This window comes from Caulobacter sp. P1_D6, from assembly GCF_056406095.1.
On sequence record NZ_JBFUAW010000038.1, the window covers coordinates 1 to 13,996 of the forward strand.

Genomic DNA, 13,996 nt, shown 5'->3' on the forward strand with positions numbered 1-13,996 from the left:
ACGCGCTTTGTCCCCGTTCGACGCCGACGGCGGGCGGGCTCCCCAACGACAGGAGTCCCCGGACACGCTGAAGTAACCCCCTCCAGCCCAGTCCCGCTCGATCGCCCCCCGCCGCCGCATCGGTCGCTGGCCATGCGCCCTTTCCCTGCGACGAGGTGGGATCAGGATACGGGCGGTTGGGAAGGTGAGGATCAAATCGGGTCGAGAAATTTCAGGGCTTTGAAATCGCCGGGGTTTGTTGGCTGAACGCCGAGGATAAGCGCCCTTGCCCCTCCCTCTCCCTATGGGAGAAGGGCCAAGGACGGCGCCGCCACGGGCATCAAATCCCTAGAAAATGGGACCACATCCCATATGATGATTTCCGGCGCCGCGAGAGCGCGATACGGAGGAGACCGTCATGGGCCATGGGATCGATCGACGCGCCCTGGGCGCCGGGTTGCTGGCCCTGCCGCTGGCGGGCGTCGCCCACGCCGCCGTCCCGGCGTCCGGCGCTCGTCCCGGCCCCTTCCTGATCGGCGCGGACATCACCTGGGTCCCGCAGGACGAGGCTGACGGCGCGACCTATTTCGCCGGCGGTCGCCGGCGGGACATCCTGGCCATCCTGGGCCAGGCCGGGTTCAACGCCGTCAAGCTGCGGGTCTTCGTCAATCCGGAGAACGGCTATTCGAAGGGCCGCTCCGACGCCTTCGGCGCGCCCTGGGCCGGCCTGGAACAGACCGTGCGCATGGCCAGGCGGGTCAAGGCGGCGGGCATGCACCTGACGATCAGCTTCCACTACAGCGACAACTGGGCCGACCCCCAGAAGCAGGTCAGGCCGGCGGCCTGGGCGGGCCTGCCCCTGTCCGGCCTGGCCAAGGCCGTGGAGGACCACACCCGCCAGGTGCTGACCGCCCTGAGCAAGGCCGGAGCGCCCGCCGACATGGTCATCGTCGGCAACGAGATCACCTTCGGCCTGCTGTGGCCCGACGGCCGCGTGCCCGCGGCCGCCCCGACCGGCAATCCCGCCACCGACGCGGTCCACCTGAACGTTCCCGACGCCGGCGGGTGGGACAATCTGGCGGTGCTGCTGAAGGCGGGGCTGGCCGGCGCCCGCGAGGCCGCGCCCACGGCCAGGACCTCGCTGCACAACCACCTGGGCCGCCACCGGGCGATCGTCGAAGGCTGGATGGACAACCTGCTCAGCCGGGGCGTGATCTTCGACGCCACGGGCTTCTCCTGCTATCAGCAGGCGGCCGAGGGCGACTGGGAACGCACGTTCACGAACTTCGCCCGGCGCTATCCGGACCACGGCCTGTTCGCCGCCGAATATTCCAGCCGCAAGCGCTATGTGAACGACCTGGTCCACGCCGTGGCCGGCCGGCGCGGCTGGGGAACCTTCATCTGGGAGCCCACGCGCCACCAGGAGGCCCTGTTCGACCAGGACGGCCATAACGCCGGCGAGGGGCCCAAGCCCAACCTGCTGTCCCAGGGGATCAACGCCGCCGAGGCGCCCGGCGCGACGATCCCCGGCGCGGCGCCCCCGCCGCCCAGGCGCGAGCCCGAGCACCACGGCGGACGCTACGACGCCAACGCGCTGATGGATCTCTATCCGGCGATGGCGCGGGACTACGGTAGATAGGCGGTGCTGCGCAAAACCCCTCCCTCTCTCTATGAGAGAGGGGTTTGAACGCCCCTCAAGCCGAGATCGCGTGCAACTCCGCCGCGTGGGCCCGCAGCCAGCGCCGGTGCGGCGCGGGATCGCCCGACAACTTCTCGCACAGGGCCCAGAAGCGGGGGCCGTGATTGGCCTCGATCAGGTGGGCGCATTCGTGGGCGACCACGTAGTCGGCGACGTCGAACGGGGCCAGCACCAGCCGCCAGCTGTAGCGGATCGCCGCCGGATGGCCGGGGCGGGCCGGGCGGCACGAGCCCCAGCGGGCCTTGGGGTCGGCGATGGCCACCGAGGGCATGGGACGGCCCAGGGCGGCGGCGTGGTGGGCGGTGCGCTCGGTCAGGCGGGTCAAGGCCTCGCGCTTGGCCAGACGGATGATCTTCAGGGACCATGTGCTGTCGTCGGGCGCGATCAGCGCGTCGTCGGTCATCTTGGGCCGGCCGGCGCCGACCTCCAGCCGGTAGGGCTTGCCCAGCAGGCGCAGGATGCCGCCTGGGGCGATGACCTGGCGGTTGGGCAGGGCGGCCAGCTGGCCCGCGATCCACTCGGCCTTCTCGTGGGCGAAGGCGACGGCTTCGGACAGCCGGCGCGGGGTGGGGGCCAGGGCCACCACCTCGGACTTGGCCCGGTCGACCCGCAGCGAGATCCGCCGCGCCCGGCCGTCGACCTTCAGCCGCACCGCGCAGCCGCGCACGTCCAGGCGGTCACCGTCGGCGTAGCGCTGCGGGCGGAAGAGGTTCATGTCCTGTAGATCGCCCCTCCCGCTGCGTCGCGCAAGCTCCTCCCCCTGTGGGGGAGGCGGCCGAAGGCCGGTGGGGGGATGTTTGCGGCTTCGACCACGAGACCGAAGATCCTATAACTCCCCCCTCCGATCGCTTCGCGATCACCTCCCCCATGGGGGGAGGATTGTCAGCTCTGGAAGTTCGGGTCGCTCTTGAGGATGAAGTCGCGGACCCGCGGATAGATCTCCTCGCGGAACCGGCGGCCGTTGAACACCCCGTAGTGGCCGACGTTCGGCTGGACGTAGTCTTCCTTCATCGACTCGGGCAGGGCCGAGCACAGGGCGTGCGCGGCCTGGGTCTGGCCGATGCCGGAGATGTCGTCGTTCTCGCCCTCGACGGTCATCAGGCCGATGTCGGTGATCAGGTCGGGCCGGACCAACTGGCCGCGATGGGTCAGCTCGCCCTTGGGCAGCAGGTGCTGCTGGAAGACGATGTCGATGGTCTGGAGGTAGAACTCCTCGGTCAGGTCCAGCACCGACAGATACTCGTCGTAGAACTCCAGGTGCTTGTCGGCGCTGTCGCCGTCGCCCTTCACCAGGTCCTGGAAGTAGCGCTGGTGCGCGTCCTGGTGCTTCTGGGCGTTCATGCTCATGAAGCTGGCCAGCTGGACGAAGCCCGGATAGACGCGCCGGCCCATGCCCGGATAGGGCGGGGGCACGGTGTAGATCATGTTCGACTGGAACCAGGCGAAGGGCTTTTCCTCGGCCAGGTTGTTGGTCACGGTCGGCGACAGGCGCGCGTCGATCGGCGAACCCATGAAGGTCATGCTGGCGGGACGCGACGGGTCGCCGTCCTCGGCCATCAGGGCGGCGGCGGCCAGGACCGGCGGGCCGGGCTGGCAGACGGCCACGACGTTGGGACGCGGACCCAGCACCCGCAGCATGTCGCGGATGTGGTCGATATAGTCGTGGAAGTCGAAGCGGCCCTGCAGGACCGAGACCTCGCGGGCGTTGATCCAGTCGACGACGAACACGGCGTGGTCGGGCAGGAAGGCCTCGACCGTGCCGCGCAACAGGGTCGCGTAGTGACCCGAAAGGGGCGCGACGATCAGCACGGCGGGGTCCAGCTGGAACTTGCCGGCCCGGCGCATGTCGGCCATGTCGCGGTCGAACTGGATCAGCCGCGCCCACGGGCTTTCCCAGACCACGGTCGGGCGCACCCGCACGTCGACCTGGCCGACCTTGACCGTGTCGATGCGCCAGTCCGGCTTGCCGTAGCGGCGGGTGACGTTCGAGAACAGGTCGGCGCCGGCGTGGATGCGTCGGCCAAGATCGCTCTCGGCCGCCGGATTCAGGGGCGAGCCCCAGAAGTCGCGGGCCGCGCGGGCCGCGAGGCGCAGAGGGGTCGAGGCATAGAAGCTTGCCTCATGCAGAGCGTACAGCATGGCGCATCCAGTATGTTGCGATGCAGCATAACACGCCAAACCCTAAGAAGGTACAGCCTTCCGGTAGCGGTACAGCGTCGCGGAGCCGCGCTTCAGACGGCTCTGCGTGCGCGAAGCTTACGATAGATCAGATAGATCGGCGCGACGGCCATCGCCAACATTGCCAGAAAGGCAACTGGGTTACCCTGTTCGCGTCGTCGATCCTCGATTTGTGCATCACGCTGCAAGCGCCGCGCGCGTTGTTCGAAGGTCAGAACCTCATGCCCTCGAACGGACAGCGAAGCGAGAATATGCGGCCTCCCGAACGGTTGCTGCGGCACGGTAAAATACCGAGCCGTGACAAGCTCGCCACCGAGTGATCCCGGCGGCGCCTGGGCCTCGTTTAGGCAACCCATCACCTTGGAGCCCGGTGTGCATTTTAGGATCAAGGTTTCGCCGGTGGCCGCTCGCAACACATAGGGGGCCGTATAATAGGTTGATGGCGGCTCCAGGATTCCGACAAAGGTCTGGAGATCCTGGGGGCGCGGGACGCTCCAAGGTCGCGGCTCTAAATCTGCTTGATGATAGAACAGGTAGGCGAAACCCCAGGCGACCGTCGTCGCTAGAGCAATGACGGCCCAGGGCAGGCGGCCCCAAACCTCAGCAGGGCGCCTCTCCGATTTACCGTCCGCCACTCATCGAGTCCTTGATCTGCCGGGCGATCTCCTCGGGCGGCAGGTTGTAGGCGATGACCTTGTCGAACCGGCCCTTGGGATCCATCAGATAGATCGCCGTCGAGTGGTCGACGCTGTAGTCCGGCCCGTCGCCGACCTGCTTGTAATAGGCCCGGTAGGACTTGGCGGCGGCGGCCACCTGCTGCGGCGTGCCGGTCAGGCCGACGATGTTCTTGGGCAGGGTCGGGCCCGACAGGAAGGTCTTCAGCTGTTCGGGATTGTCGCGGCCGGGGTCGACCGAGATGAAGACGATCTTCAGGTCCTTGGCCTTGGGCCCCAACTGGTCGCTGGCGGCGGCCAGGGCCTGCAGGGTGCCGGGGCAGACGTCCGGGCAATAGGTGAAGCCGAAGAACACCGCGTTCCACTGGCCCTTCAGCGTCGCCTCGGTGGTCGGCTTGCCGTTCTGGTCGACCAGCTGGAAGGGTCCGCCCACCAGGGACGGCGGCGGGGCCTTGTCGAAGACCCCCGCCCTGAAGATCAGCACGCCGGCCACCAGCACGGCCAGGATACCGGCCAGAATCGCGAACAACCGATGACGCGGCATGGGCGTTGAACCTTTCGCTCTCGCCAGGGGAGAATTTCTGGCCTTAAGGTGCGACATGGCTGACGCGTCTCTGAAGAATGCGCCGCATAGTTCGCCTCGAACGGGGCTCGATAAGCCTGACGTCGAGGCGGCGCAAGACGAGGACTGGTCCTGGGCGGGTCCCGGGCTGCGTCGCGGACGCTTAAGGGTTCGCACCCTGATCGCCCAGCGCTGGCTGATGGTGGTCGGCCAGGCGGTCGCCGTGCTGGTCGCCGGCCTGGTCCTGGACCTGAAGATTCCCTACGCCCTGTGCTTTTCCCTGATCGCGATGTCGGCGTGGCTGAACGTGCTGATCGGCCTGGCGTTCGGCGGGCAGCGGATGGCGCGCGAGGGCGAGGCCACGGCCCAGATCGCCTTCGACACCCTGCAGCTGGCGGGGATGCTCTACCTGACCGGCGGGATCATCAATCCGTTCTCCCTGCTGCTGATCGCCCCCGTCACCCTGGCCGCCGCCACCCTGCCCGCCCGGTTCGCCGCGGGGATCGGGGCCATGGCCGTGGCGGCCTGCCTGGTCCTGGCCTTCTTCAACCTGCCCTTGCCCTACCGGCCGGCGGCGGGACCAGGGCCCGTGCCCGGCGGCCTGACCCTGATGACGATCATCCTGTCGCGGGTGCTGGGCATCGCCCTGACCGGCGCCTACGCCTGGCAGGCGGCGACGGAATCGGCGCGGATGGAGCTGGCGCTGAACGTCACCGAGACGGTGCTGGCCCGCGAGCAGCGGCTCTCGGCCCTGGGCGCCCTGGCCGCCGCCGCCGCCCACGAGCTGGGCACGCCCCTGGCCACCATCTCGGTCGTGGCCCGCGAGATGGTCCGCAACGCCCCCGACGAACAGACCCGCGAGGACGCCGAGCTGATGATCGGCCAGGCGGCCCGCTGCCGCGAGATCCTGGCCCGGCTGACCGAGATGCCCGAGGCCAAGGACGCGGTGCACGAGCGCATCAGCCTGGTGCAGCTGGTGCACGAGGTGATCGAGCCGCACATGATCCACGGCGTCCGGGTCGAGGCGGTGGTCAACGGTCCGCCCGGCGATTCCGCGCCCGACATCTGGCGGCGGGCCGAGATTCTCCACGCCCTGACGACGATCGTCGAGAACGCCGTCGACTTCGCCCGCGCCGAGGTGATCGTCGTCGCCCGCTTCGACACCCGCGCCGTGGTGATCGAGGTCCGGGACGACGGGCCGGGCTTCTCGCCCGAGATCCTCGCCAAGCTGGGCGAGCCCTATGTCACCTCGCGTCCGGGGGCGGAGGGCTCCAGGACAGGCCACATCGGCATGGGCCTGGGCTTCTTCATCGCCAAGACCCTGTTGGAACGGACTGGGGCCACGGTGGATTTCAGGAACGGACGGCGTGGCGGCGCGGTGGTCGCGGCGCGCTGGCCGAGGTCGGCGCTGGAGGCGCCGGCCATCATCGGAGCAAGCGAGCTGTAATGAAACACTTGCGACACTCGGCGATTGGGCAACAAGATGGCTCGCTCGTGGCCCGGTTGAGTGTCGGCGTTGGGAGGCGCTGAATTTCATGGCGGATATCAGTGAGATGGTCGCGGCTCTGCCCGACAAGTCCCTGCTGCTTCTCGACGACGACGCGCCCCTGCGCACGCGCTTGGGTCGAGCGCTGGAACAGCGCGGATTTGCGGTGACGCTCTGCGCGTCGGTCGCCGAGGCGATGAGCGCCCTGCGAACCTCGGCCCCCGCCCACGCCGTGCTCGACATGCGGCTGGAGGACGGCACCGGCCTGAAGGTCGTGGAGGCCGTGCGCGACGTTCGCCCCGACGCCAAGGTCATCATGCTGACCGGCTACGGCAACATCGCCACCGCCGTCGCGGCGGTGAAGGCCGGGGTGATCGACTATCTCTCCAAGCCGGCCGACGCCGACGACGTGGCCCGCGCCCTGCTGGCCGCCAAGGACGCCGCCCCCGTCCCGCCCGAAAACCCGATGAGCGCCGACCGGGTCCGCTGGGAGCACATCCAGCGGGTCTACGAGATGTGCGGCCACAACGTCTCCGAGACCGCCCGACGGCTGAACATGCACCGACGGACGCTGCAGCGGATTTTGGCCAAGCGCGCGCCGCGCTGAGGACGCCGGCCCTCCCCCCGTGGGGGCGGCGATCGCGAAGCGATCGGTGGGGGGAGTTTTAGGGTCGTCGATCCTGGAGCTGGCCGCCCGCCGATCACTCCCCCCACCGTCGGCCTTCGGCCGCCACCTCCCCCACGGGGGGAGGTCGGCTCGTTTCACATCGCCGAAATGCCGCCGTCCAGCTTCAGCTCGGCGCCGGTCATGAACTTGCTCTCGTCGCTGGCGAGGTACAGCACGGCGTTGGCGATGTCGTTGGGTTCGCCGATGTGGCCCAGCGGGATCTGGCGGCCCAGCTTGGCGTGGGCCTCCTCCTTGCCCAGGCGCTGGCTCAGCGGATCCAGGATCGGCGTGTCGATGAAGGTCGGGTGGATCGAGTTGGAGCGGATATCCAGCCCCATCTTGGCGCAGTACAGGGCGATGTTCTTGCTCAGCAGCCAGACGCCGGCCTTGGAGGCGTTGTAGGCCGGCGAATTGTGGTTGGCGATCAGGCCGGCGATCGAGCTGATGTTGACGATCGAGCCCGGCTGGTGGGCGCGCATGTATTTCAGCGCGTGCTTGGCTCCCAGGAAGACGCTGTCGACATTGATCGACATGATCTTCTTCCAGAGGTCGAACTCCATCTGCTCCAGCGGTCGGTCGCCCGCCACGCCGGCGTTGTTGAGCAGGACCGAAATCCCGCCCATCGCCGCGTCGGCCTTTTCCAGCGCCTCGATCCACTGGTCTTCCTGGGTGACGTCCAGCTGGAAGGCGAAGGCCGTGCCCGCGCCGTGGGCGGCGTTGATCTCGTCCGCCACGGCCTGGGCCCCGGCGAAGTTGATGTCGGCCAGGCTGACCTTGGCGCCTTCCTCGGCCAGGCGTCGTGCGGCCGCCGCGCCCAGGCCCTGGGCCCCGCCGGTGATGAAGGCCTTCTTGCCGGCGACCCGGCCCGTGCTCTGCGCCATTTGCGGCGTCCTCCCGATTATAATTCAAACGCTAGTTTGAACCGGATAAGGGGCGGGTGCAACAGGCCCTCCCCCTGTGGGGGAGGTGTCGGCGAAGCCGACGGAGGGGGGAGTGGTCGGATGATAGCCAGACCCGCGATCGGCGACCCTAAAACTCCCCCCACCGATCGCTGCGCGATCGCCTCCCCCACAGGGGGAGGGACTAGGCGATCGAATCCATGAACTTGGCCATCTCCACGTCCAGTTCGCTGACCCCATCCGCGTCATGGGTCGTCAGCACCACCTCGACCCGGTTGTAGACGTTGAACCACTCCGGATGGTGGTCGAGCTTGTCGGCCTTCAGGGCCACGCGGGTCATGAAGCCGAAGGCGGCGTTGAAGTCGGCGAACTTGAAGGTCTTGCCGATCGCGTCCTTCTCGGACACGGCGGCCCAGCCTTCGAGTTGCGAGAGGGCGGCGACGGCGCCGATCTTGGCGGGGCGGGACATGGGCGGCTCCTGCGAGGGATTTTCCCCAGTCAGAACGCCAAACCGGTCGCCGCCGCAAGGTCCTCCAGCGCCTGGTCCTCGGTGGCGACCTTGATGGCGGTCATGCCCAGGGCCGCGGCCGGCTTGCAGTTGACCCCCAGGTCGTCGAGGTAGACGCAGTTCTCCGGGGCGACCGCCAGCAGCTCGCACATCATCTGGTAGATGCGTGGATCGGGCTTGCGGACCCCGGCCTTGGAGCTTTCGAGCACCGCCTCGAACTGGGCGAAGATGTCGGCGATCGCCTCGGCCTTCTCCGCCGAGCCGGCCATGCCCGTGCCGTGGCCGGTGACGACGTTGTTGGTGATGCAGCCGACCTTGAACCGCGCCTTGCAGGCCTTCAGCGCCGCCACCACGCGGGGCCGCACGTCGCCCGACAGCAGAGGCAGCACCTCGGCGCCGCGCAGCGGATGCCCTAGCCGGGTCGCCTCCTCCAGGAACATCGCGTCGAAGGCCGCCGCGTCGATCTCGTTGCGCTCGAACAGCGCCCAGGCGTTGGCGTCGGGATCGGCGGCGTTGACCCGGCGGATGAAGTCCTGGGGCAGGCCGCGCCGGGCCTCGAACCGTCGGAAGGCCTCGAACGGCGAGGTGGTGAACACCCCGCCGAAATCCCAGATCACCGCCTCGATCGCCATGTCCGCCTCAAACAACTGTTTGATCGAAGCTAGGCGGCGGGCGCGATCCTGGCAATCGCCTGATGAATCTTCATGGCCAAGCTCGCGTTGAAGATGAAAGCGGGCGAAACCGTGCGGGGGCTCTGGTTTGTTAACCTTCTGGAGTTTTCGCCATGACCCGCCGTCTGTTTCCGCTGCTCGTCCTAGCCGCCGTCGCGTGCGGCGCGGGAACCGCGTCGGCCCAAGCCTGGCCGGGCGAGTGCGTGACGCGACGGGTCACCGGCCCGGGCGGCGCCTATCGTTGGGACCGCGTCGAATGCGAAGCGGTGACCGGCTGGAGCCACGACCCCAGGGCGCTGGAGGTGGTGGACGGCCCGTTTCGCGGCGATCGCTACGGCGGCTGGAGCGTCGCCATTTCGAACCCAGGCTACTCGGGCCGCGACGCGGGACCGTCCCAGGACGGCCCGCACGGCGCGTCCTATCCGGCTTATCGCGTCGCGGGTCGCGACGCGGGCGGCTTCCTGGTTTGGCCAGGCAAGCTGCCGTAACGACTCATGTTTTGGCCCGAGGATTGCGTCTGGGGGGACCGTACGCATCATTTCGGGACGGGGGAACTTTCACTATGCGCCAACCGAGCAAACCGCTCTTCAAGACCTATGAGATCGTGGCGATCGTCGCCTTCGTCGTCGCCGCGATCGGCGTCGGCAGCCTGCGGCTGGTCTACTAGCCGCCCCGCCCCTCGGGGCGAACTGACCGACTTCGGAACATAAGGACCCCGTCCGCGCGTTGTGGACGGGTATCCGGAGGTTCCACCCTGACGACGCTCGCGCCTAATCCGCCCCCCAGTCTCGCCGCGCGCCTGCGTGGCCTGCCGCCGCGCGCGCGTTGGGGGATGATCGGCGCGATCCTGCTGACGGTCGCGATCGTCGTCTTCCTGGTCCTGTTCGACTGGAACTGGTTCCGGGGACCGCTCGGCCGCTTCGCCTCGGCGCGCCTGGACCGCGAGGTGGTGATCACCGGCGACCTGCGCGTCCATCCCTGGTCGTTCTCGCCGAAGGTTGAGGCCTATGGCATCCGGGTCGCCCAGCCGGACTGGGCCGCCAAGGCCGATCCCAAGGGCTCGCCGGCCGGTTCTCCGATGGCCAAGGTCGATCGCATCGCGGTGCAGATCAAGCTCCTGCCCCTGCTGAAGGGCGACGTGATCCTGCCGCTGCTGGCCGTGGACCGTCCCGACGTGCGCCTGCTGCGCGAAGGCTCGGGCCGCGCCAACTGGACGTTCGGCGACCCCAACGCGCCCAAGAAGCCGCTGAAGCTGCCGGCCATCCAGCACTTCGTCATCAATGACGGCAAATTGCGCTACCAGGACCAGCAGCGCGACATCTTCTTCCTGGGCACGGTCAGCTCCAACGAACACGCCAGCAGCGACGGGCGCGGCAAGTTCGTGCTGGAGGGCAAGGGTCAGCTGAACCGGTCGCCGTTCACCGCCCTGGTCACCGGCGGTCCGCTGCTGAACATCTCGCCCAACCGGCCCTATCCGTTCGACGCCCGCGTCGACGCCGGCTCGACCCACGTGACGGCCAAGGGCGACATCACCAAGCCGTTCGACCTGGGCCGGTTCGAGACCCAGCTCAACGTGTCGGGCACGGACCTGAACCGGCTCTACGCCCTGACCGGCCTGACCCTGCCCAACACCCCGCCCTACAAGATCAGCGGCCATCTGAGCCGCCGGGGCGAGCGGTTCGACTTCAAGAAGCTGAGCGGCCGGATCGGCGACAGCGACGTCTCGGGCGACCTGTTCGTTCTGGCCCGCGCGCGGCCCTATCTGGAGGCCGACCTGCAGTCCAAGCGCCTGGACTTCGACGACCTGGGCAGCATCTTCGGCGCGGCGCCGGCCACCGGCAGGGGCGAGACCGCCTCGGCCGGCCAGAAGGTCGAGGCCGCCCAGCGCGACGCCACCCAGCGCCTGCTGCCCGACGCCACCCTGCAGGTCGAGCGCGTCAAGGCGATGGACGCCAAGGTCAAGTACCGCGCCCTGACGGTCAACGCGCCCAACCTGCCGCTGCAGAAGGTCCGCGCCGACCTGGTCCTGGAAAAGGGCGTGCTGACCGTCGATCCGCTGGCCTTCACCTTCTCGCGTGGCGACCTGGCTGGAAAGGTGCGGCTGGACGCCAACCCCAAGGTTCCGCGCACCGACCTCGACATGCGCCTGACCAACGCCAAGCTGGAAGACTTCATCTCGATCAAGAACAGCAATGGCCAGCCGGCCATCGAAGGCGGCGTGATGGCCCGGGCCAAGCTGACCGGCTACGGCAACTCGGTGCACCGCGCCGCGTCCAGCGCCAACGGCCAGGTGACGCTGGTGTCGCCCAAGGGTCAGATCCGCCAGGCCTTCGCCGAACTGCTGGGCGTCAACGCCTCCAAGGGCCTGTTGCTGCTGATGAGCAAGGACAACCGCGAGACCAGCGTCCGCTGCGCCGTGGCCGACTTCACCGTCAAGGACGGGATCATGACCTCCAACCAGATCGTCGCCGACACCGGCGTGGTGCTGGCCAAGGGCAAGGGCACGATCGATCTGCAGAACGAGCGCATGAACCTGCGCATCGACGGCGACAGCAAGAAGCCGCGCTTGGTGCGCCTGTTCATCCCGATCACCATCAAGGGCCCGTTCATGGCGCCGAAGGTCGGGCTGGACGCCGGCGGCGCGGTGGCCCAGGGCGGCATCGCCGCGGCGCTGGGCGCCTTCGTCACGCCCCTGGCCGCCATCCTGCCCTTCGTCACCGGCGGCGAGGCCAAGGACGCCGACTGCGCCGGCATCGTCGCCGACGCGCGCAAGGACGGCGCGCCGGTCAAGGTGGCCCAGACGACTCCGGCGAAGGCGAAGAAGTAGCAACCCTCCCCCTGTGGGGGAGGTGTCGGCGAAGCCGACGGAGGGGGGAGTGATCGGAGGTCGATCGTCCAGCCAATCCCCCCACCGATCGCTATGCGATCGCCTCCCCCACAGGGGGAGGGCCTAACGCGACAAGAAGGATGACGGCCCGGCGTGAGGTGCGCTAGGCTCAGCGCATCCGAAACCCAGTGTGGTTCATGTCCGAGATTGTATTCGAGGCCCGGGCCTAAGGCTCCGAACCTCCCGTTCGACAGCTGATCAGGCCCCGATCCGTCCGCTCGCCCGTGACGGCGAGCGTGTTCACGCCTCGATCCTCGGACCACTTCCTTGAACATTTCCAAGCCGCAGCAACGCACGCTGCACGCGCTGGCGCAGGGCGCCCGCATCGAACTCCTGCGCGACGACAACGGCCGCGTCGTCGGCGCCGACTGCATCACCGGCGAGGGCTGGCGCCTGAGCGACTGCACGCTGGGGGTCTTCAAGACCCTCAAGCGGCGCCGCTTCATCGCCAGCGCCGACGGCGGTCCCTACCGGATCACCCGTCTTGGCGCGGTGAACCTGCGCAGCCAGCTGGACAACCGCGTCACGGCGCGGGGCTGGTAGCTAGGCGAGTCGATAGAAGAAGACGCGCGCGGCGCCGTAGTCGCGCGCGTCGAGCCGCTCGAACCCGGCCGGGGCTGGATCGGGCTCGTCGCGGCCGCGCTCGAACATCACGATCGCGCCCGGGGCAAGCCAGTCGCCGGCCACCAGCGCGTCCAGGGCCTTTTCGCCCAGGCCCCTGGCGTAGGGCGGGTCGAGGAAGGCGATGTCGAACGGCGCGCCGATGCTGCCGGGGCGCGTGCCCGGGTCGGTGGCGTCGCGCCGATGCACCCGGGCCTGGCCGAACAGGCCGAAGGCTTCCATGTTCTCGCGGATCGCGCCGCGCGCCGTGTCGTCGGTCTCGACGAACAGGCAGAAGGCGGCCCCGCGCGACATCGCCTCCAGGCCCAGGGCCCCCGAGCCGGCGAACACGTCGATCACGCGGGCTCCATGCAGCTCCGGCGCCCAGGCTGCGTGCTCGAGGATGTTGAACACCGCCTGCCGGGCCCGGTCGGACGTGGGGCGGGTGGTGTCGCCCGGCGGGGTGACGATGGCCTTGCCGCGATACTGGCCCGAGACGATGCGCATGTTCAGGCCGCCTCTGGCTCTGGCTCTGGCGCCGGCTTGGGCTGCAGGCGACGGCCGACGAAGCTCAGGCCCGCCGCGATCGCGCCGATGGCGACGAAGCCCCAGGGCGTATGGGTCAGCACGCTGACGAACGACAGGCCGCAGAACAGGCCCGGCAGCAGCGAGACGCGCGCCAGGATGAACAGCCGCGTCGGCAGGTCGATCGGCTCGGCCAGCTTGCCGATGAAGGCCGCATAGCCCCAGGCCAGGCCCTGGGCGATCCCGACGCCGGCCACCAGGCCGACATAGATGACCAGCGCGCCCATGCTGTTGGCTTCCCACAGCAGTTCTGTGCCCAGGGGCAGCAGCGCCACCAGGCCCAGCATCAGGAAGTTCAGCACGTCCAGCACGCCGTCGGCTTTCCGCAGACGGGAATAGGTGCGGCGATGGCTGATCCACAGCACGCCGATCGCGGCGAAGCTGACGGCGTAGGCGATCAGCTTGTTGGCCATCAGGTGGAAGAACGACCCCACGTCGCCATGCCAGCCCTCGGGCGGATGGATCTCGATGGCCAGCAGGGTGATGGCGATCGCGAACACCGCGTCCGAGAACAGGATCAGGCGGTGAAGGTGTTGTGCTTCCTTGTCGGTGATGTCGGTCATGCGCGCCCCGCTCTTGCCCTGCCCCGTTTCTGCCCCGA

The 13,996-nt window shown here is 68.7% G+C and carries 15 protein-coding genes; 6 read left to right on the top strand and 9 right to left on the bottom strand.

The window, feature by feature from the left end:
* Window positions 1-397: 397 nt before the first annotated feature.
* Window positions 398-1,618 (top strand): glycosyl hydrolase 53 family protein, encoded by a 1,221-nt coding sequence (locus tag AC1DYP_RS19585; protein WP_477047743.1) that lies wholly within the window; start codon window positions 398-400, stop codon window positions 1,616-1,618.
* 55 nt (window positions 1,619-1,673) lie between these two features.
* Here the strand turns inward: AC1DYP_RS19585 and AC1DYP_RS19590 are convergent, their stop codons facing one another.
* The 4 genes from AC1DYP_RS19590 to AC1DYP_RS19605 all read right to left on the bottom strand — a co-directional run bounded on the left by AC1DYP_RS19590 (window position 1,674) and on the right by AC1DYP_RS19605 (window position 5,074).
* Complete coding sequence (locus AC1DYP_RS19590) at window positions 1,674-2,393, bottom strand: M48 family metallopeptidase (RefSeq protein WP_477034513.1); 720 nt, start codon at window positions 2,391-2,393, stop codon at window positions 1,674-1,676.
* A gap of 167 nt (window positions 2,394-2,560) precedes the next feature.
* On the bottom strand, window positions 2,561-3,817 hold the full coding sequence (locus tag AC1DYP_RS19595) for a polyhydroxyalkanoate depolymerase (RefSeq protein ID WP_477047744.1): 1,257 nt from the start codon (window positions 3,815-3,817) through the stop codon (window positions 2,561-2,563).
* 92 nt (window positions 3,818-3,909) lie between these two features.
* Complete coding sequence (locus tag AC1DYP_RS19600; protein ID WP_477047745.1) at window positions 3,910-4,491, bottom strand: hypothetical protein; 582 nt, start codon at window positions 4,489-4,491, stop codon at window positions 3,910-3,912.
* On the bottom strand, window positions 4,478-5,074 hold the full coding sequence (locus AC1DYP_RS19605) for an SCO family protein (RefSeq protein ID WP_477047746.1): 597 nt from the start codon (window positions 5,072-5,074) through the stop codon (window positions 4,478-4,480). The genes AC1DYP_RS19600 and AC1DYP_RS19605 overlap by 14 nt, the downstream gene beginning before the upstream one ends.
* A 55-nt stretch (window positions 5,075-5,129) precedes the next feature.
* On the opposite strand from AC1DYP_RS19605, the gene AC1DYP_RS19610 reads away from it, so the two are divergent.
* Together AC1DYP_RS19610 and AC1DYP_RS19615 are read left to right on the top strand one after the other, a co-directional pair.
* Window positions 5,130-6,539 carry an ActS/PrrB/RegB family redox-sensitive histidine kinase gene (locus AC1DYP_RS19610; RefSeq protein WP_477047747.1) on the top strand — a complete coding sequence of 470 codons (1,410 nt, stop codon included), beginning with the start codon at window positions 5,130-5,132 and terminating at the stop codon, window positions 6,537-6,539.
* An 88-nt stretch (window positions 6,540-6,627) separates the two neighbouring features.
* Entirely contained in the window at window positions 6,628-7,185 is a 558-nt protein-coding gene (locus tag AC1DYP_RS19615; RefSeq protein ID WP_056443726.1) for an ActR/PrrA/RegA family redox response regulator transcription factor, read from the top strand.
* A gap of 155 nt (window positions 7,186-7,340) precedes the next feature.
* On the opposite strand, the gene AC1DYP_RS19620 is transcribed toward AC1DYP_RS19615, so the two are convergent.
* The 3 genes from AC1DYP_RS19620 to AC1DYP_RS19630 form a co-directional block, all read right to left on the bottom strand.
* The gene (locus AC1DYP_RS19620) at window positions 7,341-8,126 is read right to left on the bottom strand and encodes an SDR family oxidoreductase (protein ID WP_477047748.1); all 786 of its coding nucleotides are present in this window, start codon (window positions 8,124-8,126) and stop codon (window positions 7,341-7,343) included.
* Window positions 8,127-8,328: 202 nt separating this feature from the next.
* Window positions 8,329-8,613 (bottom strand): 4a-hydroxytetrahydrobiopterin dehydratase, encoded by a 285-nt coding sequence (locus AC1DYP_RS19625; RefSeq protein WP_477047749.1) that lies wholly within the window; start codon window positions 8,611-8,613, stop codon window positions 8,329-8,331.
* 29 nt (window positions 8,614-8,642) lie between these two features.
* A complete protein-coding gene (locus AC1DYP_RS19630) occupies window positions 8,643-9,284 on the bottom strand; it encodes an HAD-IA family hydrolase (RefSeq protein ID WP_477047750.1) in 642 nt (213 codons plus the stop codon).
* 152 nt (window positions 9,285-9,436) lie between these two features.
* Between AC1DYP_RS19630 and AC1DYP_RS19635 the strand changes: the two genes are divergently transcribed.
* The 3 genes from AC1DYP_RS19635 (at window position 9,437) to AC1DYP_RS19645 (ending at window position 12,753) form a co-directional block, all read left to right on the top strand.
* Window positions 9,437-9,811 carry a hypothetical protein gene (locus tag AC1DYP_RS19635; RefSeq protein ID WP_477047751.1) on the top strand — a complete coding sequence of 125 codons (375 nt, stop codon included), beginning with the start codon at window positions 9,437-9,439 and terminating at the stop codon, window positions 9,809-9,811.
* Window positions 9,812-10,155: 344 nt separating this feature from the next.
* A complete protein-coding gene (locus tag AC1DYP_RS19640) occupies window positions 10,156-12,150 on the top strand; it encodes an AsmA family protein (RefSeq protein ID WP_477047752.1) in 1,995 nt (664 codons plus the stop codon).
* Between the two features lie 327 nt (window positions 12,151-12,477).
* Window positions 12,478-12,753, top strand: coding sequence for a YjhX family toxin (locus AC1DYP_RS19645; RefSeq protein ID WP_477047753.1), 276 nt, complete (start codon window positions 12,478-12,480; stop codon window positions 12,751-12,753).
* Here AC1DYP_RS19645 and rsmD read toward each other — a convergent pair whose 3' ends face one another.
* Both rsmD and AC1DYP_RS19655 read right to left on the bottom strand, forming a co-directional pair.
* Window positions 12,754-13,317, bottom strand: coding sequence for a 16S rRNA (guanine(966)-N(2))-methyltransferase RsmD (gene rsmD / locus AC1DYP_RS19650; RefSeq protein ID WP_477047754.1), 564 nt, complete (start codon window positions 13,315-13,317; stop codon window positions 12,754-12,756).
* Window positions 13,318-13,319: 2 nt separating this feature from the next.
* Window positions 13,320-13,958 (bottom strand): TMEM175 family protein, encoded by a 639-nt coding sequence (locus AC1DYP_RS19655; protein WP_477047755.1) that lies wholly within the window; start codon window positions 13,956-13,958, stop codon window positions 13,320-13,322.
* Window positions 13,959-13,996: the final 38 nt, after the last annotated feature.

Bases quoted from the DNA above. Each gene is read 5' to 3' on its own strand.
- AC1DYP_RS19585 (WP_477047743.1), top strand. From the start codon at position 398: ATGGGCCATGGGATCGATCGACGCGCCCTGGGCGCCGGGTTGCTGGCC.
- AC1DYP_RS19590 (WP_477034513.1), bottom strand. From the start codon at position 2,393: ATGAACCTCTTCCGCCCGCAGCGCTACGCCGACGGTGACCGCCTGGAC.
- AC1DYP_RS19595 (WP_477047744.1), bottom strand. From the start codon at position 3,817: ATGCTGTACGCTCTGCATGAGGCAAGCTTCTATGCCTCGACCCCTCTG.
- AC1DYP_RS19605 (WP_477047746.1), bottom strand. From the start codon at position 5,074: ATGCCGCGTCATCGGTTGTTCGCGATTCTGGCCGGTATCCTGGCCGTG.
- AC1DYP_RS19610 (WP_477047747.1), top strand. From the start codon at position 5,130: ATGGCTGACGCGTCTCTGAAGAATGCGCCGCATAGTTCGCCTCGAACG.
- AC1DYP_RS19615 (WP_056443726.1), top strand. From the start codon at position 6,628: ATGGCGGATATCAGTGAGATGGTCGCGGCTCTGCCCGACAAGTCCCTG.
- AC1DYP_RS19620 (WP_477047748.1), bottom strand. From the start codon at position 8,126: ATGGCGCAGAGCACGGGCCGGGTCGCCGGCAAGAAGGCCTTCATCACC.
- AC1DYP_RS19625 (WP_477047749.1), bottom strand. From the start codon at position 8,613: ATGTCCCGCCCCGCCAAGATCGGCGCCGTCGCCGCCCTCTCGCAACTC.
- AC1DYP_RS19630 (WP_477047750.1), bottom strand. From the start codon at position 9,284: ATGGCGATCGAGGCGGTGATCTGGGATTTCGGCGGGGTGTTCACCACC.
- AC1DYP_RS19635 (WP_477047751.1), top strand. From the start codon at position 9,437: ATGACCCGCCGTCTGTTTCCGCTGCTCGTCCTAGCCGCCGTCGCGTGC.
- AC1DYP_RS19640 (WP_477047752.1), top strand. From the start codon at position 10,156: ATGATCGGCGCGATCCTGCTGACGGTCGCGATCGTCGTCTTCCTGGTC.
- rsmD (WP_477047754.1), bottom strand. From the start codon at position 13,317: ATGCGCATCGTCTCGGGCCAGTATCGCGGCAAGGCCATCGTCACCCCG.
- AC1DYP_RS19655 (WP_477047755.1), bottom strand. From the start codon at position 13,958: ATGACCGACATCACCGACAAGGAAGCACAACACCTTCACCGCCTGATC.